The organism is Pseudomonas sp. 20-5 (genome assembly GCF_056782835.1).
Genome location: NZ_CM165584.1, coordinates 2,867,467 through 2,891,658 on the forward strand (window position 1 = coordinate 2,867,467; position 24,192 = coordinate 2,891,658).

Sequence of the window (24,192 nt, forward strand, 5' to 3'; positions counted from 1 at the left end):
ATGAACGCAGAAGATTCCCTCAAGCTCGCCCGCCGCTTTATCGAACTACCCGTTGAGAAGCGTCGGGTCTTCCTCGAAACCCTGCGAGGGGAGGGAATCGATTTCTCGCTGTTCCCGATTCCGGCCGGCGTGTCTTCGGCCGAGCGCGACCGCCTGTCCTACGCCCAGCAGCGCATGTGGTTCCTCTGGCACCTGGAGCCACAGAGTGGCGCCTACAACCTGCCCAGCGCGGTGCGCCTGAACGGACCGCTGGATCGCCAGGCGCTGGAGCGCGCCTTCGCCAGCCTGGTGCAGCGTCATGAAACCCTGCGTACGGTGTTCCCGCGCGGCGCCGACGACAGCCTGGCGCAGGCGCCCCTGCAACGCCCGCTGGAGGTTGCCTTCGAGGATTGCAGCGGCCTGCCCGAGGCCGAGCAGGAAGCCCGCCTGCGCGAGGAGGCGCAGCGCGAGTCGTTGCAGCCGTTCGACCTGTGCGAGGGGCCGTTGCTGCGGGTCCGCCTGATCCGCCTGGGCGAGGAGCGGCATGTGCTGCTGTTGACCCTGCATCACATCGTGTCCGACGGCTGGTCGATGAACGTGCTGATCGAAGAATTCAGTCGTTTCTACAGTGCCTATGCGACTGGCGCGGAGCCCGGCCTGCCGGCCTTGCCGATCCAGTACGCCGATTACGCCCTGTGGCAGCGCAGCTGGCTGGAGGCCGGTGAGCAGGAGCGCCAGCTGGAGTACTGGCGCGGCAAGCTCGGCGAGCGGCATCCGGTCCTGGAGTTGCCGACCGACCACCCGCGTCCGGCGGTTCCCAGCTACCGTGGCAGCCGTTACGAGTTCAGCATCGAGCCGGCCCTGGCCGAGGCCCTGCGCGGCACCGCCCGACGCCAGGGGCTGACCCTGTTCATGCTGTTGCTCGGCGGCTTCAATATCCTCCTGCAACGCTATAGCGGGCAGACCGACCTGCGGGTCGGCGTCCCCATCGCCAACCGCAACCGCGCCGAGGTGGAAGGGCTGATCGGCCTGTTCGTCAACACCCAGGTGCTTCGCTCGGTATTCGACGGCCGCACGTCGGTGGCGACCCTGCTGGCCGGGCTCAAGGACACCGTGCTTGGCGCCCAGGCCCATCAGGATCTGCCGTTCGAACGCCTGGTCGAGGCGTTCAAGGTCGAGCGCAGCCTGAGCCACAGCCCGCTGTTCCAGGTGATGTACAACCACCAGCCGCTGGTGGCCGACATCGAGGCGCTGGACAGCGTGGCCGGCCTGAGCTTCGGCCAGCTCGACTGGAAGAGCCGTACCACCCAGTTCGACCTGAGCCTGGATACCTACGAGAAGGGCGGCCGCCTGTACGCCGCGCTGACCTACGCGACCGACCTGTTCGAGGCGCGGACCGTCGAGCGCATGGCGCGGCATTGGCAGAACCTGCTGCGCGGCATGCTGGAAAACCCGCAGGCCAGCGTCGACTCGCTGCCGATGCTCGATGCCGAGGAGCGCTATCAGTTGCTGGAAGGCTGGAACGCCACTGCGGCCCAGTACCCGCTGCAACGCGGCGTGCACCGGTTGTTCGAGGAGCAGGTCGAGCGCACACCGACGGCGCCGGCGCTGGCCTTCGGCGAGGAGCGCCTGGACTACGCCGAGCTGAACCGCCGGGCCAACCGCCTGGCGCATGCCCTGATCGAGCGCGGGATCGGCGCGGACCGCCTGGTGGGCGTGGCCATGGAACGTTCCATCGAGATGGTCGTGGCCCTGATGGCGATCCTCAAGGCCGGCGGCGCCTACGTGCCGGTGGACCCGGAGTATCCCGAGGAGCGCCAGGCCTACATGCTGGAGGACAGCGGCGTGCAACTGCTGCTCAGCCAGTCGCACCTGAAGCTGCCGCTGGCGCAAGGTGTGCAGCGGATCGACCTGGACCAGGCCGATGCCTGGCTGGAAAACCATGCCGAGAACAATCCAGGGGTCGAGCTGAACGGCGAGAATCTTGCCTATGTCATCTACACCTCCGGTTCCACCGGCAAGCCCAAGGGCGCCGGCAACCGCCATTCGGCGCTGAGCAACCGCTTGTGCTGGATGCAGCAGGCCTATGGGCTGGGCGTCGGCGACACGGTGCTGCAGAAGACCCCGTTCAGCTTCGACGTGTCGGTCTGGGAGTTCTTCTGGCCGCTGATGAGCGGGGCACGTTTGGTGGTGGCCGCGCCGGGCGACCATCGCGATCCGGCGAAGCTGGTGGCGCTGATCAACCGCGAAGGGGTCGATACGCTGCACTTCGTGCCGTCGATGCTGCAGGCCTTCCTGCAGGATGAAGACGTCGCCTCCTGCACCAGCCTGAAACGCATCGTTTGCAGCGGCGAGGCGCTGCCGGCGGACGCGCAGCAGCAGGTGTTCGCCAAGCTGCCGCAGGCCGGCCTCTATAACCTCTATGGCCCGACCGAGGCGGCCATCGACGTCACCCACTGGACCTGCGTGGAGGAGGGCAAGGACGCGGTGCCGATCGGCCGGCCGATCGCCAACCTGGCCTGCTACATCCTCGATGGCAACCTGGAGCCGGTACCGGTGGGCGTGCTCGGCGAGCTGTACCTGGCCGGTCGGGGCCTGGCCCGTGGCTACCACCAGCGTCCGGGGCTGACTGCCGAGCGTTTCGTCGCCAGCCCGTTCGTGGCCGGGGAGCGGATGTACCGCACCGGCGACCTGGCGCGCTACCGCGCCGACGGGGTGATCGAGTACGCCGGGCGGATCGACCACCAGGTGAAGCTGCGCGGCCTGCGCATCGAGCTGGGCGAGATCGAGGCGCGCCTGCTGGAGCATCCGTGGGTGCGCGAGGCGGCGGTGCTGGCGGTGGACGGCAGGCAGTTGGTCGGCTACGTGGTGCTGGAGAGCGAGGGCGGCGACTGGCGCGAAGCGCTGGCCGCGCACCTGGCGACAAGCCTGCCGGAATACATGGTGCCGGCGCAGTGGCTGGCGCTGGAGCGGATGCCGCTGAGTCCGAACGGCAAGCTGGATCGCAAGGCGCTACCGGCGCCTGAAGTAAGCGTGGCGCAGGCAGGCTACAGCGCACCGCGCAACGCAGTGGAGCGAACCCTGGCGGAAATCTGGCAGGACCTGCTGGGCGTCGAGCGGGTCGGCCTGGACGACAACTTCTTCAGCCTCGGCGGCGACTCGATCGTCTCGATCCAGGTAGTCAGCCGTGCGCGCCAGGCCGGATTGCAACTGAGCCCGCGCGACCTGTTCCAGCACCAGAACATCCGCAGCCTGGCCCTGGCGGCCAAGGCGGGTGCGGCGACGGCGGAACAGGGTCCGGCAAGCGGCGAGGTGGCGCTGGCGCCGGTACAGCGCTGGTTCTTCGAGCAGTCGATTCCCAACCGCCAGCACTGGAACCAGTCTCTCTTGTTGCAGGCGCGCCAGCCGCTCGACGGCGACCGGCTGGGGCGTGCCCTGGAACGCCTGCAGGCGCAGCACGATGCCCTGCGCCTGCGTTTCCGCGAAGAGCGCGGCGCCTGGCACCAGGCCTACGCCGAGCAGGCCGGCGAGCCGCTGTGGCGCCGGCAGGCGGGGTCCGAGGAGGTGTTGCTGGCGCTTTGCGAAGAAGCCCAGCGCAGCCTCGACCTCGAACAGGGGCCGCTGCTGCGTGCGCTGCTGGTGGACATGGCCGACGGCAGCCAGCGCCTGCTGCTGGTCATCCACCACCTGGCGGTGGACGGGGTGTCCTGGCGCATCCTGCTGGAAGACCTGCAGCGTCTCTATGCCGACCTCGACGCCGATCTCGGGCCGCGTAGCAGTTCCTACCAGGCCTGGAGCCGGCACCTGCACGAACAGGCCGGCGCGCGCCTGGACGAACTCGACTACTGGCAGGCGCAACTGCACGACGCTCCGCATGCGCTGCCATGCGAAAACCCGCACGGCACCCTGGAAAACCGCCATGAGCGCAAGCTCGTCCTGACCCTGGACGCCGAGCGTACCCGGCAGTTGCTGCAGGAAGCCCCGGCGGCCTACCGGACCCAGGTCAACGACCTGCTGCTGACCGCCCTGGCCCGCGCGACCTGCCGCTGGAGCGGCGACGCCAGCGTGCTGGTGCAGCTCGAAGGGCACGGCCGCGAGGACCTTGGCGAGGCCATCGACCTGAGCCGCACGGTGGGCTGGTTCACCAGCCTGTTCCCGCTGCGCCTGACCCCGGCCGCGGACCTCGGCGAGTCGCTGAAGGCGATCAAGGAGCAACTACGCGGCGTGCCGGACAAGGGCGTCGGCTACGGCCTGCTGCGCTACCTGGCTGGAGAGGAGGCTGCGACCCGCCTGGCCGCACTGCCGCAGCCGCGGATCACCTTCAATTACCTGGGCCGGTTCGACCGTCAGTTCGATGGAGCGGCGCTGCTGGTACCGGCCACGGAAAGCGCCGGCGCCGCCCAGGATCCGTGCGCCCCGCTGGCCAACTGGTTGAGCATCGAAGGCCAGGTCTACGGCGGCGAGCTGAGCCTGCACTGGAGCTTCAGCCGGGAAATGTTCGCCGAGGCGACCGTCCAGCGCCTGGTCGATGACTACGCGCGGGAGCTGCACGCGCTGATCGAGCATTGCTGCCAGGAGGGCAACGTCGGCGCCACGCCGTCGGACTTCCCCCTCGCGACGTTGCGCCAGGAGCAGTTGGATCGCCTGCCTCTGGCGCGGATCGAGGACATCTACCCGCTGTCGCCGATGCAGCACGGCATGCTGTTCCACTCGCTCTACGAGCAGGCTTCCGGCGATTACCTGAACCAGCTCCGAGTCGACGTCCATGGACTCGATCCCGCGCGCTTCCGCGCCGCCTGGCAGGCGGCGCTGGACAGTCATGACATCCTGCGCGCCGGCTTCCTCTGGCAGGGCGATCTGGAGCAGCCGCTCCAGGTGATCCACAAACACCTCGAACTGCCGTTCGCCGAGCATGACTGGCGTGGTCGCGAAGCGCTCGCCGAGGCTCTCGACGAGCTGGCCGCGAGCGAACGCCGGCGGGGTTTCGAGCTGGAGCAGGCGCCCTTGCTGCGGCTGGTCCTGGTGCGTATGGACGAAGAGCGCTACCACCTGGTCTACACCCACCACCACATCCTGCTGGATGGCTGGAGCAGCGCGCAGCTGCTCGGCGAGGTGCTCGCTCGCTACACCGGCGAACAGGCCGAGCGCACGGGTGGGCGCTACCGCGACTACATCACCTGGCTGCAGGCACAGGACAAGCGCGTCAGCGAAGCATTCTGGAAAGAACAACTGGCGGAACTGCTGGAGCCGACACGCCTGGCCCAGGCGGTCGCCGCCGAGCGCGAGCAGGTCGGCAGCGGCCAGTTCCAGCGCAGCCTGCCGCCGGCACGCACCGCGCGCCTGAAGACGTTCGCCCAGCGGCACGCGGTGACCCTCAATACCCTGGTGCAGGCCGCCTGGTCGCTACTGCTGCAACGCTACACCGGGCAGGATACGGTGGTCTTCGGCGCCACCGTCGCCGGCCGTCCCGCCGAACTGGCCGGGATCGAAAGGCAGATCGGCCTGTTCATCAATACCCTGCCGGTGGTCGCCACGCCGCAACCGGGCATGCGCCTCACCGACTGGTTGCAGGAGGTGCAGGCGCGCAGCCTGGCGCTGCGCGAGCAGGAGCACACGCCGCTGTTCGAGATCCAGCGTTGGGCCGGGCTCGGCGAGGCGCTGTTCGACAGCCTGCTGGTATTCGAGAACTACCCTGTGGCCGAAGCCCTGGAAAAGGGGTCGCCAGGCGGCGTGCGCTTCGGCCCGGTGAGCAATCATGAACAGACCAACTACCCGCTGACCGTCGCCCTGGGCGTCGGCGACAGTCTGTCGCTGCAATACAGCTATGACCGCCAGGCGTTTTCCGATGCCGCGGTCGAGCAGTTGGACCGGCACCTGCTGAACTTGCTCGAAGGCTTCGTCGACAACGCCGAACGGACGCTGGTCGAGCTGAGCCTGCTGGATGCCGAGGAGCGCGCGCTGATCGATTCGCTGTGGAACCGCAGCGAGTCGGGCTTCCCCGCTTCGCCGCTGATCCACCAGCGGGTGGCGGAGCGCGCACGCCTGGCCCCGGACGCGCCGGCGGTGCTGTTCGACGACCAGGTGCTGAGCTTCGCCGAGCTGGACAGCCGGGCCAATCGCCTGGCTCACGCGCTGATCGCCCGCGGCGTCGGTCCCGAGGTGCGGGTGGCGATCGCCATGCAGCGCAGTGTGGAAATCATGATTGCCTTCCTCGCCGTGCTGAAGTCCGGCGGCGCCTACGTGCCCCTGGACATCGAGTACCCACGCGAACGCCTGCTGTACATGATGCAGGACAGCCGCGCGCACCTGCTGCTGACCCAGAGCCACCTGCTCGACCGGCTGCCGATTCCCGACGGGCTGTCCTGCCTGTGCCTGGACCGCGAACAGGAGTGGGCCGGTTTCCCCGCCCATGATCCAGAGGTGGCGCTGCATGGCGACAACCTGGCCTATGTGATCTACACCTCCGGCTCCACCGGCATGCCCAAGGGCGTGGCAGTGTCCCACGGCCCGCTGGCGGCGCACATCGTGGCTACCGGCGAGCGCTACGAGATGACCCCGGCGGACTGCGAGCTGCACTTCATGTCGTTCGCCTTCGACGGCTCCCATGAAGGCTGGATGCACCCGTTGATCAACGGTGCGCGGGTGCTGATCCGCGACGACAGCCTGTGGCTGCCGGAGCAGACCTACGCGCAGATGCATCGCCACGGCGTCACCGTCGCGGTGTTCCCGCCGGTCTATCTGCAGCAACTGGCCGAGCACGCCGAGCGCGACGGCAACCCGCCGGCGGCCCGGGTCTACTGCTTCGGCGGCGACGCGGTGGCGCAGGCCAGCTACGACCTGGCCTGGCGCGCGCTACGCCCGCAATACCTGTTCAACGGCTACGGACCGACCGAAACGGTGGTCACCCCGCTGCTCTGGAAAGCCCGCCCGGACGACCCCTGTGGCGCCGCCTACATGCCGATAGGTACGCTGCTGGGCAATCGCAGTGGCTACATCCTCGATGCCCAGTTGAACCTGCTGCCGGTCGGTGTGGCCGGTGAGCTGTACCTTGGCGGAGAAGGCGTGGCGCGCGGTTACCTGGAGCGTCCGGCACTGACCGCCGAACGTTTCGTGCCGGATCCCTTCGGCGCGCCCGGCAGCCGCCTGTATCGCAGCGGTGACCTGACCCGTGGGCGGGCGGATGGCGTGGTGGACTACCTGGGACGGGTAGACCACCAGGTGAAGATCCGCGGTTTCCGTATCGAGCTGGGCGAGATCGAGGCACGCCTGCGCGAGCAGGCGGCGGTGCGCGAGGCGGTGGTGGTCGCCCAGGCGGGTGCCAGCGGCCAGCAACTGGTCGGCTACGTGGTCCCGCAGGATCCGGCGCTGGTCGAGGATGCCGGTGCCCAGGCGGCCTGCCGCGACGCCTTGCGCAAGGCGCTGAAGGAACGCTTGCCCGAGTATATGTTGCCGGCGCATCTGCTGTTCCTGGCGTGCATGCCGCTGACCCCCAACGGCAAGCTGGATCGAAAGGCCCTGCCCAAGCCCAGTGCCGACCAGCAGCAACGCGACTACCAGGCACCGCGCAGCGAAGTGGAAAGACAACTGGCGACGATCTGGGCGGAGGCGCTGAAGCTGGAGCAGGTCGGCCTGGCCGACAACTTCTTCGAGATCGGCGGCGATTCCATCATTTCCCTGCAGGTGGTCAGCCGTGCGCGCCAGCTCGGCATCCATTTCACTCCGAAGATGCTCTTCGAGGCGCAGACAATCGGTGCCCTGGCTCCGCTGGCCGAGAGCGGTACGCAGGTGCTGGCGATCGACCAGGGACCGGTGACCGGCGTCACGCCGTTGCTGCCGATCCAGCAGGGTTTCTTCGCCGAAGAGGTCGCCGAGCGCCACTGGTGGAACCAGTCGGTACTCCTGGAAGCCCGCGAGCCGCTCGATGCCCGGCACCTTGAGCAGGCCCTGCGGGGCGTGCTGGCGCACCACGATGCGCTGCGCCTGTCCTTCACCCGCGAGGCGGCCGGCTGGACGGCGCGCCACCGGGGTGTGGAAGAGGGCGCTGCGGCGCTGCTCCGCGTCGCTCGGGTCGCCGACCTGGCGGCGCTGCGGGCGCTTGCCGACGAAGTCCAGCGCAGTCTCGACCTGGCCGATGGGCCGTTGTTGCGCGCCCTGCTGGCGACTTTCGACGACGGCAGCCAGCGCCTGCTGCTGGTTATCCACCATCTGGTAGTGGATGGCGTGTCCTGGCGTATTCTCTTCGAAGACCTGCAGACCGCCTACCGGCAGTTGCTGGCGGGTCAGGCCGTCGAGCTACCGGCCAAGACCAGCGCCTTCAGGGATTGGGCCGAGCGCCTGCGGGCGTTTGCCGGTGACGGCGGCCTGGATGGCGAACTGGCGTACTGGCAAGGGCAATTGCAGGGCGCCTCCAGCGACCTGCCGTGCCTCGACCCGCTGGGCGACCAGAGCAACCGCCATGCCCGTTCGGTCAGTTGCGGACTGGACGCCGAGGCGACCCGGCAATTGCTGCAGGAAGCGCCGGCCGCCTACCGCACCCAGGTCAACGACCTGCTGTTGACCGCGCTGGCGCGGGTGATCTGCCGCTGGACCGGGCAGGTCGATGCGTTGATCCAGTTGGAAGGACATGGTCGCGAAGAACTCTTCGCCGAGATCGACCTGACGCGCACGGTGGGCTGGTTCACCAGCCTGTTCCCGCTACGCCTGACGCCGGCCGAGGGCATCGCCGCATCGATCAAGGGCATCAAGGAGCAACTGCGCGCGGTGCCGAACAAGGGTATCGGCTTCGGCGCCCTGCGCTACCTGGGCAGCGCGGCGAGCCAGGCAGCCCTGGCCGGGTTGCCGGTGCCGCGCATCACCTTCAACTACCTCGGCCAGTTCGACGGCAGTTTCGCCATGGAGGAGGGCGCATTGTTCGTTCCGGCCGGCGAGCGTGCCGGCGACGACCAGAGCCCGGACGCGCCGCTGGCCAATTGGCTGGCGCTGAACGGACGTATCTATGGCGGCGAACTACGCATCGACTGGAGCTTCAGCGGCGAGCGCTTCGAAATCGCCAGCATCCAGCGCCTGGCCGACGCCTATCGCGACGAACTGCTGGCGCTGATCGCCCACTGCCGCGTGGCCGAGGGCCAGGGTCTGACGCCCTCGGACTTCCCGCTGGCGCGCCTTGACCAGGCGCGTCTCGACCAATTGCCGCTGGCGCCCTGCGAAGTCGAGGACCTCTACCCGCTATCGCCGATGCAGCAGGGCATGCTGTTCCACAGTCTGTACCAGCAGGAGGCCGGCGATTACATCAATCAACTGCGGGTCGACGTCGACGGTCTGCATCCGGAGAGCTTCCGCGCGGCCTGGCAGGCGGCGCTGGACGAGCACGATGTGTTGCGCAGCGGGTTCCTCTGGCAGGGCGCCTTCGAGACGCCGCTGCAGGTGGTGCGCAAGCGTGTCGAAGTGCCGTTCAGCGTACTTGACTGGCGCGGTCGCGAGGACCTGGCGGCGGCCCTCGACGAGCTGGCTGCCGGCGAAGGCCGGCTGGGCTTCGACCTGAGCGAGGCGCCGCTGTTACGCCTGGTACTGGTGCGCACGGACGAAGAGCGCTACCACCTGATCTACACCAATCACCATATCCTGATGGACGGCTGGAGCAACTCGCAGCTGCTCGGCGAGGTACTGCAGCGCTACCGTGGCGAAACGCCGCCGCGCTCCGGCGGCCGCTATCGCGACTACATCGCCTGGTTGCAGCGCCAGGACGCCGCGCTCGCCGAGGCCTTCTGGCTGCCGCGCCTGCGCCAACTGGACGAGCCGACCCGCCTGGGGCAGTCGATCGCCCAGGCCAGGCAGCGCGGCAAGGGCTACGCGGAACGGTTGCGCGAGCTCGATGGCGAGCAGACCCGGCGCCTGGCCGAGCTGGCCCGCGAGCAGAAGATCACCGTCAATACCCTGGTCCAGGCCGCCTGGCTGATGTTGCTGCAACGCTATACCGGACAGGACAGCGTGGCCTTCGGCGCTACTGTCGCCGGTCGCCCGGCGGAACTGAACGGTATCGAGGAGCAGATCGGCCTGTTCATCAATACCCTGCCGGTCATCGCTACCCCGCTTCCGCAGCAGAGCCTGGCGTCGTGGCTGCAGGCGGTGCAGGGCGAGAACCTGGCCCTGCGCGAATTCGAACACACGCCGCTGTACGACATCCAGCGCTGGGCCGGGCAGGGCGGCGAGGCGCTGTTCGACAATATCCTGGTGTTCGAGAACTACCCCGTTTCGCAGATGCTCCAGCAGCAGGCCTCGCAAGGCCTGGCTTTCGGTGCCGTGGGCAACCACGAGCAGACCAACTACCCGTTGACCCTCAGCGTAAGCCTGGGGCAGCGCCTGGAACTGCAGTTCGCCTATGACCGCGAGCATTTCGACGACGCCAGCGTGGCGCGCCTGGATCGTCACCTGACGCACCTGCTGGCGCAGATGGTCGAGCGTCCGGCCAGCACCTGCCTGGCCGAGTTCGAGCTGCTGGAAGCAGCGGAGCGGCGCCAGGCGATCTTCGACTGGGGGCGCAACCCGGGACGCTATCCGGACGAGCGCAGCGTCGAGCAGCTGTTCGCCAGCCGCGCGGCGATGGAGCCCGAGCGGGTGGCATTGCTCTTCGAGGAGCGCCAGCTGAGCTACGGCGAGCTCAACGCCCAGGCCAACCGCCTGGCCCATCGCCTGATCGAGCTGGGCGTGGGGCCTGACGTGCTGGTTGGGATCGCCGTCGAGCGCGGGCTGGAAATGATCGTCAGCCTGCTGGCGGTGCTCAAGGCCGGCGGCGCCTACGTACCGCTGGACCCGGAATATCCGCAGGAGCGCCTCGGCTACATGATCGAGGACAGCGGCATCGCCCTGTTGCTCAGCCAGAGCCACCTGCTGCAACGCCTGCCAGCGGCCTCCGGGATCGCCTGCCTGGCGCTCGACCAGGCGTGGGACTGGCAGGACCGTCCGGCGAGCGACCCGCAGTTGCGGGCGCATCCGCAGAACCTCGCCTACGTGATGTTCACCTCCGGTTCCACCGGCCGTCCCAAGGGCGTCGGCATCAGCCGAGAGAGCCTGTCGCGGCATACCCACGTTTCGCTGGCGTTCTTCGGCATCGGGCCGGACGACCGGGTGCTGCAATTCTCCACCTTCAATTTCGACGGCTTCGTCGAGCAGCTCTACCCACCGCTCGCCTGTGGCGCCTCGGTGGTGCTGCGCGGCACCGAGATCTGGGACAGCGAGACGCTGTACCGGGAGATCGTCGAGCGACGCATCACCACGGTGGACCTGACTACCGCCTACTGGAACATGCTGGCCAAGGACTTCGCCAACCAGGGCGTGCGCGACTACGGCGCGCTCCGTCAGGTCCACGCCGGGGGCGAGGCGATGCCGCCGGAAAGCCTGGTGGCATGGAAGGCCGCCGGGCTGGAGCATGTGCGCCTGCTCAACACCTACGGCCCCACCGAGGCGACCGTCACGGTCACCACCCTGGATTGCGCGCCCTACGTCGACGGCAGCAAGGCGATCCCGGCGACCATGCCGATCGGCAAGGTGCTGCCCGGCCGCGCCATCTATCTGCTGGACGATGCCGGGCAACCGGCGCCGGTCGGGGCGGTCGGCGAGCTGGTGATCGGCGCCGAGCTGCTGGCACGTGGCTATTTCAAGCGTCCCGACCTGACGGCCGCACGCTTCATTCCCGATCCGTTCGACGAGCAGGGCGGCGGCCGCCTGTACCGCACCGGCGATCTGGCACGCTACGGCGCCGACGGGGTGATCGAGTACGTCGGCCGGGTCGACCATCAAGTCAAGGTCCGTGGCTTCCGCATCGAACTGGGCGAGATCGAGGCCTGCCTCGGCGAGCACCCGGCGGTGCGCGAGGCCCTGGTCATTGCCGTCGAGGGTGCTGCCGGGGCGCAGCTGGTGGCCTATCTGGTGCCGCAAGCGGAAGCGCTGGCTAGCGCCTCGCTGGAGGTACAGGCCGCGCTGCGCAACGAGCTGAAGGCCCTGCTGCGCGACAGCCTCCCCGAATACATGGTGCCGGCGCACCTGCTGTTCCTCGAACGCCTGCCGCTGAGCCCCAACGGCAAGGTCGACCGCAAGGCTCTGCCGGCGCCCGACGCCAGTCTCCTCCAGGAGGCCTACGTGGCGCCGCGCAGCGAGCTGGAGTGCCAGGTCGCGGCGATCTGGCAGGAGGTGCTGAAACTCCAGCGGGTTGGCCTCGACGACCATTTCTTCGAACTCGGCGGGCACTCGCTGCTGGCCATCAACGTGATTTCGCGCATTCAACTGGAGCTGGGCATGAAGCTCACCCCCCAACTGTTGTTCCAATTCCCGACCCTGGGGCTTTTCGTCAGCAATCTGGAAAAGGCCGGTGGGCAGGTCGACACATCGAAACTGAACAAGCTGGAAGCCCTGCTTGATGAAATGGAGGAAGTTTGAATGGACATGAGCGTAGCTTTGCGGGTTGCCCGGCGCTTCATCACGCTTCCTCTCGACAAGCGCAAGCTGTACCTGGCGAAGATGCAGGAGGAGGGCGTGACGCCGGCCAACCTGCCGATTCCCGAGGTGGCCTCGGCCTTCGAGCGTATCCCGTTGTCCTATGCCCAGGAGCGCCAGTGGTTCCTCTGGCAGATGGACCCGCAGAGCGCCGCCTACAACATTCCCTCGGCGCTGCGCCTGCGTGGCGAACTGGACGTCGAGGCGCTGTCCGCCAGCCTGGGCGCCATCGTCGAACGCCACCAGAGCCTGCGCACCGTGTTCGTCGAGGACGAACAACTGGATGGCTTCCGCCAGCAGGTGCTGGCGTCGGTCGACGTACCCGTCCCGGTTACGCTGGCGGGCGACGACGACGCGCAGGCGCAGATTCGCGCTTTCGTTGAAAGCGAGACGCAACAGCCCTTCGATCTGCGTAACGGTCCGCTGCTTCGCGCGCGCCTGTTGCGCTTGGCGGCCGACGATCACGTGCTGACCCTGACCATCCACCATGTGGCAGCCGACGGCTGGTCCATGCGGGTACTGGTGGAGGAACTCATTGCCCTGTACGGCGCGCGCCGGCAAGGCGTCGAGGCGACGCTGCCCGATTTGCCGATCCAGTATGCGGACTATGCGATCTGGCAACGACACTGGCTGGAAGCCGGCGAACGCGAGCGCCAACTGGAGTACTGGATGGCGCGGCTGGGCGGAGGGCAGAGCGTGCTCGAACTGCCGACTGACCGCCAGCGCCCGGCGCTGCCGAGCTACCGTGGCGCGCGCCATGAACTGCAGTTGCCGCAGGCGTTGGGCCGACAGTTGCAGGCGCTGGCGCAGCGCGAAGGGACGACGTTGTTCATGCTCCTGCTGGCCTCGTTCCAGGCGCTCCTGCATCGCTACAGCGGCCAGGACGAGATCCGCGTCGGCGTGCCGGTGGCCAACCGCAACCGGGTCGAGACCGAGCGGCTCATCGGCTTCTTCGTCAATACCCAGGTGCTGCGCGCCGATCTCGATGCGCAGATGCCGTTCCTTGACCTTCTACAGCAGACCCGTGTCGCCGCGCTCGGCGCCCAGTCACATCAGGACCTGCCGTTCGAGCAACTGGTCGAGGCTTTGCAACCGGAGCGCAGTCTCAGCCACAGCCCGCTGTTCCAGGCCATGTACAACCACCAGAACCTGGGTTCCGCAGGTCGCCAGTCGCTGGCGGCGCAGTTGCCGGGGCTGAGCGTCGAGGACCTCTCGTGGGGCGCGCACAGCGCGCAATTCGACCTGACCCTGGACACCTACGAATCGGAACAGGGCGTTCACGCCGAATTCACCTATGCCACCGACCTGTTCGAGGCTGCGACCGTGGAGCGCCTGGCACGTCACTGGCGCAACCTGCTAGAGGCCGTCGTCGCCGAGCCGCGGAGACGCCTCGGCGACCTACCGCTGCTCGACGCCGAGGAGCGCGCCACGCTGCTGCAACGCAGCCGTCTGCCGGCGAGCGAATATCCCGCCGGGCAGGGTGTGCATCGCCTGTTCGAGGCCCAGGCCGGGCTGACCCCGGACGCGCCGGCCTTGCTGTTCGGCGAGGAACGCCTGAGCTACGCCGAACTCAATGCGTTGGCCAACCGCCTCGCCTGGCGTCTGCGCGAGGAGGGTGTCGGCAGCGATGTACTGGTCGGTATCGCGCTGGAGCGCGGCGTACCCATGGTGGTGGCCCTGCTGGCGGTGCTCAAGGCCGGTGGCGCCTATGTGCCGCTGGATCCGCAGTATCCCGCGGACCGCTTGCAGTACATGATCGACGACAGCGGACTGCGCCTGTTGCTCAGCCAGCAAAGCGTGCTGGCGCGCCTGCCGCAGTCGGATGGGCTGCAAAGCCTGCTGCTCGATGACCTGGAGCGACTGGTGCACGGCTATCCGGCGGAAAACCCGGACCTGCCGGAGGCGCCCGACAGTCTCTGCTACGCGATCTACACCTCCGGTTCCACCGGCCAGCCGAAAGGCGTGATGGTCCGCCATCGAGCCTTGACCAACTTCGTCTGCAGCATCGCCCGGCAACCGGGCATGCTGGCGCGGGACCGTCTGCTGTCGGTGACCACCTTCTCCTTCGATATCTTCGGCCTCGAGCTATACGTACCGCTGGCGCGTGGCGCCAGCGTGCTGCTCGCCAGCCGCGAGCAGGCCCAGGATCCCGAGGCCCTGCTCGATCTGGTCGAGCGGCAGGGCGTCACGGTATTGCAGGCGACCCCGGCGACCTGGCGGATGCTGTGCGACAGCGAGCGTGTCGACCTGCTGCGTGGCTGCACCCTGCTGTGCGGTGGCGAGGCGCTGGCGGAGGACCTGGCGGCGCGTATGCGCGGATTGTCGGCATCGACCTGGAATCTCTACGGGCCGACCGAGACGACGATCTGGTCGGCGCGGTTCCGCCTCGGCGAAGAGGCCCGCCCGTTCCTCGGCGGGCCGCTGGAAAACACCGCTCTGTACATCCTCGACAGCGAAATGAACCCATGTCCGCCCGGCGTCGCCGGCGAACTGCTGATCGGCGGCGACGGCCTGGCGCGTGGCTACCATCGCCGCCCCGGCCTGACCGCCGAACGCTTCCTACCCGACCCGTTCGCCGCCGACGGTTCGCGCCTGTACCGCACCGGCGACCTGGCTCGCTACCGCGCCGATGGGGTCATCGAATACCTTGGACGGATCGACCATCAGGTGAAGATCCGGGGATTCCGCATCGAACTCGGCGAAATCGAGACGCGTCTGCTGGAGCAGGACAGCGTGCGCGAGGCGGTGGTCGTCGCCCAGCCGGGGGTGGCCGGGCCGACCCTGGTGGCCTACCTGGTGCCCACCGAGGCCGCGCTGGTCGGCGCCGAGTCGGCGCGCCAGCAGGAACTGCGCAGCGCATTGAAGAACAGCCTGCTGGCGGTTCTCCCGGACTACATGGTGCCGGCGCACATGCTGTTGCTGGAGAACCTGCCGCTGACGCCGAACGGCAAGATCAACCGCAAGGCGCTGCCGCTGCCGGACGCGAGCGCGGTCCGGGACGCCCATGTCGCGCCTGAGGGCGAGCTGGAACGGGCCATGGCGGCGATCTGGAGCGAGGTCCTGAAGCTCGGCCACATTGGTCGGGACGACAACTTCTTCGAGCTGGGCGGCCACTCGCTGCTGGTGACCCAAGTGGTTTCCAGGGTACGCCGCCGCCTCGACCTGCAGGTGCCGCTGCGTACCCTGTTCGAGCACAGCACCCTGCGCGCCTATGCGCAGGCCGTGGCGCAGTTGGCGCCGGCCGCCCAGGGCGGGATCGTCCGATGCGCCAGGGGCGCATCGCCGCAGCTGTCGTTCGCCCAGGAACGCCAGTGGTTCATCTGGCGCCTGGATGCGCACAGCGCGGCCTACAACATCCCGGTGGCGTTGCGTCTGAAGGGACCGCTGCGGCGCGATGCCCTGCAGGGTGCCCTGGACCTGCTGGTGCAGCGCCATGAAACGCTACGCACCACCTTCGTCGAACACGATGGTGCGCCGCGGCAGGTCATCCACCCGACGCTGCCGATAGCCATCGAGGAGCGACGACCGCCGGTGGCCGGCGAAGACCTGAAGGGGCTGGTGGAAACCGAGGCCCATCGGCCGTTCGACCTGCAACGCGGACCGCTGCTGCGGGTCCTGCTGTTGCCGCTGGCGACGGACGAATGCGTGCTGGTGCTGACTCTTCACCACATCATCGCCGATGGCTGGTCGATGCAGGTCCTGGTGGACGAACTGATCCGCGTCTACGCCGCGCTTCGGCATGACCAGCCCCCCGCATTGGCGGAGTTGCCGATCCAGTACGCCGACTTTGCGGCCTGGCAACGCCAATGGATGGATGGCGGCGAGCGTGAGCGTCAATTGGACTACTGGGTTTCCCGCCTGGGCGGCGAGCAGCCGTTGCTGGAGTTGCCCAGCGACCGGCCGCGCCCGCAGCAGCAGAGCCATCGCGGCCGGCGCATCGGCATCCCGTTGCCGGCGGAACTCGCCGAAGCCCTGCGGCGGCTGGCCCAGGCCGAGCAGGGCACGCTGTTCATGCTGCTGCTGGCCTCGTTCCAGGCACTCCTGCATCGCTACAGCGGGCAGAATGACATTCGTGTCGGAGTACCCATCGCCAACCGCAATCGCGAGGAGACCGAGGGGCTCATCGGCTTCTTCGTCAACACCCAGGTGTTGCGCGCCGAACTCGACGGACAACTGCCGTTCCGCGAGCTGCTACGGCAGGTCCGGCAGGTGGTGGTGGAAGCGCAGGGCCATCAGGACCTGCCGTTCGAGCAACTGGTGGATGCGTTGCAGCCGGAACGCAGCCTCAGCCATGCGCCGTTGTTCCAGGTGATGTACAACCACCAGCGCGACGATCATCGCGGTTCGCGTTTCGCTTCCCTGGGCGAACTCGAGGTCGAGGACCTGGCCTGGGACGTGCAGACCGCGCAGTTCGACCTGACCCTGGATACCTACGAATCCTCCAATGGCCTGCTTGCCGAACTGACCTATGCCACCGATCTCTTCGACGCGTCGAGCGCCGAACGCATCGCCGGCCACTGGCTGAACCTGCTCCAGTCGATCGTGGCCCGGCCGGAGGCGCGCATCGCCGAGCTGAAACTTCTGGACGAGGCCGAAGCGCGTGCCGACCTGCTGCAATGGAACCCCCATCCGCAGGACTTCCCCCCGGCCTCCTGCCTGCACCGCCTGATCGAGCGCCAGGCCGCCGAGCGGCCGCGGGCGACGGCAGTGGTCTACGGCGAGCGCGCGCTCGACTACGGTGAATTGAACCTGCGGGCCAATCGCCTGGCGCACCGGTTGATCGAACTCGGTGTCGGCCCCGACGTGCTGGTCGGCCTGGCGGCCGAGCGCAGCCTGGAGATGATCGTCGGTCTGCTGGCGATCCTCAAGGCCGGCGGCGCCTATGTCCCGCTCGATCCGCGCTACCCCAGCGACCGGCTGGACTACATGATCGAGGACAGCGGCATCCGCCTGCTACTGACCCAGCGCGCGGCGCGCGAGCGCTTGCCGCTCGGCGAGGGCCTGCCCTGTCTTCTGCTGGACGCGGAGCATGAGTGGGCCGGCTACCCGGAGAGCGATCCGCAGAGCGCCGTCGGCGTCGATAACCTGGCCTATGTGATCTATACCTCCGGCTCTACCGGAAAACCGAAGGGTACTCTGCTGCCGCATGGCAACGTGCTACGCCTGTTCGATGCCACCCGGCACTGGTTCGGTTTCTCCGCGGACGACGCCTGGAGCCTGTTCCACTCCTACGCGTTCGATTTCTCCGTCTGGGAGATCTTCGGCGCGTTGTTGCATGGCGGCAGGTTGGTCATCGTCCCGCACGAGACCAGTCGTTCGCCAGAGGACTTCCTGCGCCTGCTGTGCCGGGAACGGGTGACGGTGCTGAATCAGACGCCGTCGGCCTTCAAGCAACTGATGCAGGTCGCCTGCGCCGGCCAGGAGGTTCCGCCGCTGGCCCTGCGGCATGTGGTGTTCGGTGGCGAGGCGCTGGAAGTGCAGGCCCTGCGCCCATGGTTCGAGCGTTTCGGCGATCGAGCGCCGCGCCTGGTCAACATGTATGGGATCACCGAGACCACGGTCCACGTGACCTATCGTCCGCTGTCGCTGGCGGATCTCGACGGCGGGGCGGCCAGTCCGATCGGCGAACCGATCCCGGACCTGTCCTGGTATCTGCTCGACGCCGGGCTGAACCCTGTGCCCAGGGGCTGCATCGGCGAGCTGTATGTGGGGGGCGCGGGATTGGCGCGGGGCTATCTGAATCGCCCCGAGCTGAGTTGCACGCGCTTCGTGGCCGATCCGTTCTCCACGACTGGGGGACGTCTGTACCGGACCGGCGACCTGGCCCGCTATCGTTGCGACGGGGTGGTCGAGTACGTCGGTCGGATCGACCACCAGGTCAAGATTCGCGGCTTCCGCATCGAACTGGGCGAAATCGAGGCCCGCCTGCTCGCACAGCCGGGCGTGGCCGAGGCGGTCGTGCTGCCTCACGAGGGGCCGGGCGCTACGCAACTGGTCGGCTATGTCGTGACGCAGGCGGCGCCAAGCGACCCCGCCGCGTTGCGCGACACGCTGCGCCAGGCCTTGAAGGCGAGCCTGCCGGAGCACATGGTGCCCGCCCACTTGCTGTTCCTCGAGCGCCTGCCGCTGACGGCCAACGGCAAGCTGGACCGGCGCGCCTTGCCCGCCCCGGACGCCAGCCGCCTGCAGCAGGACTATGCCGCGCCGCGCAGCGAGCTGGAGCAGCGCCTGGCGGCAATCTGGGCGGATGTGCTGAAGCTTGGCCGCGTCGGCCTGGACGACAACTTCTTCGAACTTGGCGGCGACTCGATCATTTCCATCCAGGTGGTCAGCCGCGCGCGCCAGGCCGGGATCCGGCTGGCGCCCAGGGACCTGTTCCTGCACCAGACGATCCGGGGCCTGGCCGGCGTGGCCGTCGAGGGTCGCGGCTTGGCCAGCGCCGAACAGGGGCCGATCAGCGGGAGCACGCCGCTGCTGCCGATCCAGCAGATGTTTTTCGAACTGGATATCCCGCGGCGCCAGCACTGGAACCAGTCGGTCCTGCTAGAGCCGGGGCAGGCGCTCGACGGTACGCTTCTGGAAACGGCGCTGCAGGCCTTGCTGGCGCACCACGATGCGTTGCGCCTGGGCTTCCGCCTCGAAGACGGGACCTGGTGCGCCGAACACCGCGCGGTCGAGGCCGGCGAGGCGTTGTTGTGGCAGCAGTCGGTCGCCGACGGCCAAGCGCTGGAAGCCTTGGCGGAGCAGGCCCAGCGCAGTCTCGACCTGGGCCGCGGGCCACTGTTGCGCGCGCTGCTGGCGACGCTCGGAGACGGCAGCCAGCGGTTGTTGCTGGTGATCCACCATCTGGCGGTGGACGGGGTTTCCTGGCGGATCCTGCTCGAAGACCTGCAGACCGCCTACCGCCAGTTGCAGGCCGGCCAGGCCGTTGCGCTACCCGCCAAGACCAGCGCCTTCAAGGCGTGGGCCGAACGCTTGCAGGCGCATGCCCGCGACGGCGGCCTGGAGGGCGAGCGCGGCTACTGGCTGGCGCAGCTCGAAGGCGTATCCACCGAACTGCCCTGCGACGATCGCGAGGGTGCGCAATCGGTCCGGCATGTCCGTTCGGCACGTACCGAGCTGACCGAAGAGGCCACGCGCCGGTTGTTGCAGGAAGCGCCGGCGGCCTACCGGACCCAGGTCAACGATCTGCTGCTCACCGCCCTGGCGCGGGTCATCGGTCGCTGGACCGGCCAGGCGGATACCCTTATCCAGCTCGAAGGACACGGGCGCGAGGAGCTGTTCGAGGACATCGACCTGACCCGCACGGTAGGCTGGTTCACCAGTCTGTTCCCGCTGCGCCTGTCGCCGGTGGCGGAGCTGGGCGCTTCGATCAAACGGATCAAGGAGCAACTGCGCGCGATTCCGCACAAGGGTCTGGGTTTCGGCGCCCTGCGTTACCTCGGCAGCGCCGAGGATCGGGCGGCGCTGGCGGCCCTGCCGAGTCCGCGCATCACCTTCAACTACCTGGGACAGTTCGACGGCAGCTTCTCCGCCGATTCCTCCGCGCTGTTCCGTCCCAGCGCCGATGCGGCCGGCAGCGAGCGCGATAGCGACGCGCCGCTGGACAACTGGCTGAGTCTCAACGGCCAGGTCTATGCCGGCCGGCTCGGTATCGACTGGAGCTTCAGCGCCGCGCGTTTCAGCGAGGCGAGCATCCTTCGCCTCGCCGATGCCTATCGCGACGAGCTGCTGGCGCTGATCGAGCATTGTTGCGCCGCCGATGTCGAAGGCGTGACCCCTTCGGACTTCCCCCTGGCCGGGCTCGACCAGCGGCAACTGGACGCTTTGCCCCTGGCGGCGAGCGAGGTGGAGGATCTCTATCCGCTGTCGCCGATGCAGCAGGGGATGCTGTTCCACAGCCTGTACCAGCAGAACAGCGGCGACTACATCAACCAGATGCGTCTGGACGTGGAAGGCCTGGATCCCCAACGCTTCCGCGAGGCCTGGCAGGCGGCGCTGGATGCCCACGAAGTCCTGCGCAGCGGGTTCCTCTGGCAGGGCGCGCTGGAAAAGCCGCTGCAACTGGTGCGCAAGCGCGTCGAGGTGCCGTTCAGCGTGCACGACTGGCGCGACCGCGCGGACCTCGCCGAGGCGCTCGATGCCCTCGCCGCCGGCGAGGCCGGGCTCGGCTTCGAACTCGCCGAGGCGCCGCTGCTGCGGCTGGTGCTGGTGCGTACCGGCGAACGCCGGCACCACCTGATCTACACCAATCACCACATCCTGATGGACGGCTGGAGCAACTCGCAGTTGCTCGGCGAAGTCTTGCAGCGCTACCGCGGCGAGACGCCGTCGCGCTCGGATGGGCGCTATCGCGACTACATCGCCTGGCTGCAACGCCAGGATGCGGGTCGCACCGAGGCGTTCTGGAAGCAGCGCCTTCAGCGGCTGGGCGAGCCGACCCTGCTGGTTCCGGCGTTCGCCCACGGGGTGCGGGGTGCCGAGGGCCATGCCGATCGCTATCGTCAGCTGGACGTCACCACGAGCCAGCGCCTGGCAGAGTTCGCCCGTGAGCAGAAGGTGACGCTCAATACCCTGGTCCAGGCGGCCTGGCTGATATTGCTGCAACGCTTCACCGGGCAGGACACCGTGGCCTTCGGTGCCACCGTATCCGGTCGTCCGGCGGAGCTGCGCGGGATCGAGGAGCAGATCGGCCTGTTCATCAACACGCTGCCGGTGGTCGCCAGCCCGTGTCCGGAGCAGCCGCTCGGCGACTGGCTGCAGGCGGTGCAGGGCGAAAACCTGGCGCTGCGCGAGTTCGAGCACACGCCGTTGTATGACATCCAGCGTTGGGCCGGGCAGGTCGGCGAGGCCCTGTTCGACAACATCCTGGTATTCGAGAACTACCCGGTTTCCGCAGCGCTGGCGGAAGAGACACCGACGGACATGCGGATCGACGCGCTTAGCAACCAGGAGCAGACGCACTATCCGCTGACGCTGCTGGTGAGCGCCGGAGAGACCCTCGAACTGCACTACAGCTATTCCCGCCAGGCTTTCGACGAGGCGGCGATCGAGTGCCTGGCGGAACGCCTCGAACGCTTGTTGCTGGGGATGTGCGAAAACCCGGGGGCGTCGTTGGGCGAGCTGGACAGTCTGGCTGCCGCCGAGCGCTACCAGTTGCTGGAAGGCTGGAACGCCACTGCGGCCGAGTACCCGCTGCAACGCGGCGTGCACCGATTGTTCGAGGAGCAGGTCGAGCGCACACCGACGGCGCCGGCGCTGGCCTTCGGCGAGGAGCGCCTGGACTACGCCGAGCTGAACCGCCGGGCCAACCGCCTGGCGCATGCCCTGATCGAGCGCGGGGTCGGTGCGGACCGCCTGGTGGGCGTGGCCATGGAGCGCTCCATCGAGATGGTCGTGGCCCTGATGGCGATCCTCAAGGCCGGCGGCGCCTACGTGCCGGTGGACCCGGAGTATCCCGAGGAGCGCCAGGCCTACATGCTGGAGGACAGCGGCGTGGAGCTGCTGCTCAGCCAGTCGCACCTGAAGCTGCCGCTGGCGCAAGGCGTGCAGCGGATCGACCTGGATCGCGGTGCGCCCTGGTTCGAGGATTACAGTGAGGCGAACCCGGATATTCATCTCGATGGCGAGAACCTCGCCTATGTCATCTACACCTCCGGTTCCACCGGTAAGCCCAAGGGCGCCGGCAACCGCCATTCGGCGCTGAGCAACCGCTTGTGCTGGATGCAGCAGGCCTATGGGCTGGGCGTCGGCGACACGGTGTTGCAGAAGACCCCGTTCAGCTTCGACGTGTCGGTCTGGGAGTTCTTCTGGCCGCTGATGAGCGGGGCGCGTTTGGTGGTGGCCGCGCCGGGCGACCATCGCGACCCGGCGAAGCTGGTGGCGCTGATCAACCGCGAAGGGGTCGACACGCTGCACTTCGTGCCGTCGATGCTGCAGGCCTTCCTGCAGGACGAAGACGTCGTCTCCTGCACCAGCCTGAAACGCATCGTTTGCAGCGGCGAGGCGCTGCCGGCGGACGCCCAGCAGCAGGTGTTCGCCAAGCTGCCGCAGGCCGGCCTCTATAACCTCTATGGCCCGACCGAGGCGGCCATCGACGTCACCCACTGGAGCTGCGTGGAGGAGGGCAAGGACGCGGTGCCGATCGGCCGGCCGATCGCCAACCTGGCCTGCTACATCCTCGATGGCAACCTGGAGCCGGTACCGGTGGGCGTGCTCGGCGAGCTGTACCTGGCCGGTCGGGGCCTGGCCCGTGGCTACCACCAGCGTCCGGGGCTGACTGCCGAGCGTTTCGTCGCCAGCCCGTTCGTGGCCGGGGAGCGGATGTACCGCACCGGCGACCTGGCGCGCTACCGCGCCGACGGGGTGATCGAGTACGCCGGGCGGATCGACCACCAGGTGAAGCTGCGCGGCCTGCGCATCGAGCTGGGCGAGATCGAGGCGCGCCTGCTGGAGCATCCGTGGGTGCGCGAGGCGGCGGTGCTGGCGGTGGACGGCAAGCAGTTGGTCGGCTACGTGGTGCTGGAGAGCGAGGGCGGCGACTGGCGCGAAGCGCTGGCCGCGCACCTGGCGACAAGCCTGCCGGAATACATGGTGCCGGCGCAGTGGCTAGCGCTGGAGCGGATGCCGCTGAGTCCGAACGGCAAGCTGGATCGCAAGGCGTTGCCGAAGATCGAGGCGGAAGACGGACTCGGCGAATACGTGGCACCGGCCAGCGAACCGGAGCGGCAACTGGCGGCGATCTGGGCGGATGTCCTGGGACGCGAGCGGGTTGGCGTGACCGACAACTTCTTCGCCCTCGGCGGCGACTCGATCGTCTCGATCCAGGTGGTCAGTCGAGCGCGCCAGGCCGGATTGCAACTGAGCCCGCGCGACCTGTTCCAGTTGCAGAACATTCGCAAGCTGGCCGAGCGCTGCAGCGCGGCGGCGCCCGTCGCAGAGCCGGCGAGCGTGCCCGACGGCGCCGTCCTGCACAATCTGCTGCCGCAGCAAGTGCAGGCGCTGCCGTTGCCCCACGAACGGCTGGAACACCTCTACAGCCTTTCGCCGATGCAGCAGGGCATGCTGTTCCTCGGGCTGAACAGCCCGGACGCCGAGTTGTACATCAACCAATTGAGCATCGCGGTCGACGGACTCGATCCGCAGCGCCTGCAACGCGCCTGGTCGGCGGTGGCGCAGCGCCATGAAGTGTTGCGCAGCGGCTTCCTCTGGCTGGACCAGGAAGAGCCCCTGCAATTTGTCCTGGCCGATCCCGGGCTTCCGTTCGAGGTCCTCGACTGGCGTGGGCGGGCGATAAGCGACGAAGCGTTGGAACAGGTCGCGCAACAGGAGCGGCGCAAGGGCTTCGACCTGGGCCAGCCGCCGCTGCAACGGATACGCCTGCTGCGCCTGGGCGAGGATCGCTACCAGTTGATCTGGACCTACCACCACATTCTCATCGATGGCTGGAGCACTTCGCAGCTGTTCGGCGAGATACTCGAACTCTATTCCGGCGGCAGCCTGCCGCCCGCCGTCCCTTACCGGCACTACATCGCCTGGCTGCGGGCGCGCGATGGCAAGGCCAGCGAGGCCTTCTGGCGCCGCCAACTGGCACGCATGGACGAGCCGACCTATCTGGCCGACGCCTTCAACGCTGCCCGCGAAGGATATGGGCACCAGGCGTTGTACACGCGCCTGGACAGCGATGCCACCGAGCACCTGAAACGTTTCGCCCAATCCCAGCGA

General features: G+C 68.1%; 2 protein-coding genes (1 of these 2 only partly in view). Both read left to right on the forward strand.

Translation table 11 applies throughout. The features are described 5' to 3' along the window. On the forward strand, window positions 1–12,411 hold the full coding sequence (locus AC1RB9_RS13370) for a non-ribosomal peptide synthase/polyketide synthase (RefSeq protein ID WP_270922101.1): 12,411 nt from the start codon (window positions 1–3) through the stop codon (window positions 12,409–12,411). Then, window positions 12,412–24,192: the 5' portion of a non-ribosomal peptide synthase/polyketide synthase gene (locus tag AC1RB9_RS13375; RefSeq protein ID WP_128666675.1), read on the forward strand. The gene runs 3,195 nt beyond the window's last position; 11,781 of the gene's 14,976 nt are visible here — the first part of the coding sequence; the start codon lies at window positions 12,412–12,414; the stop codon falls past the right edge of the window.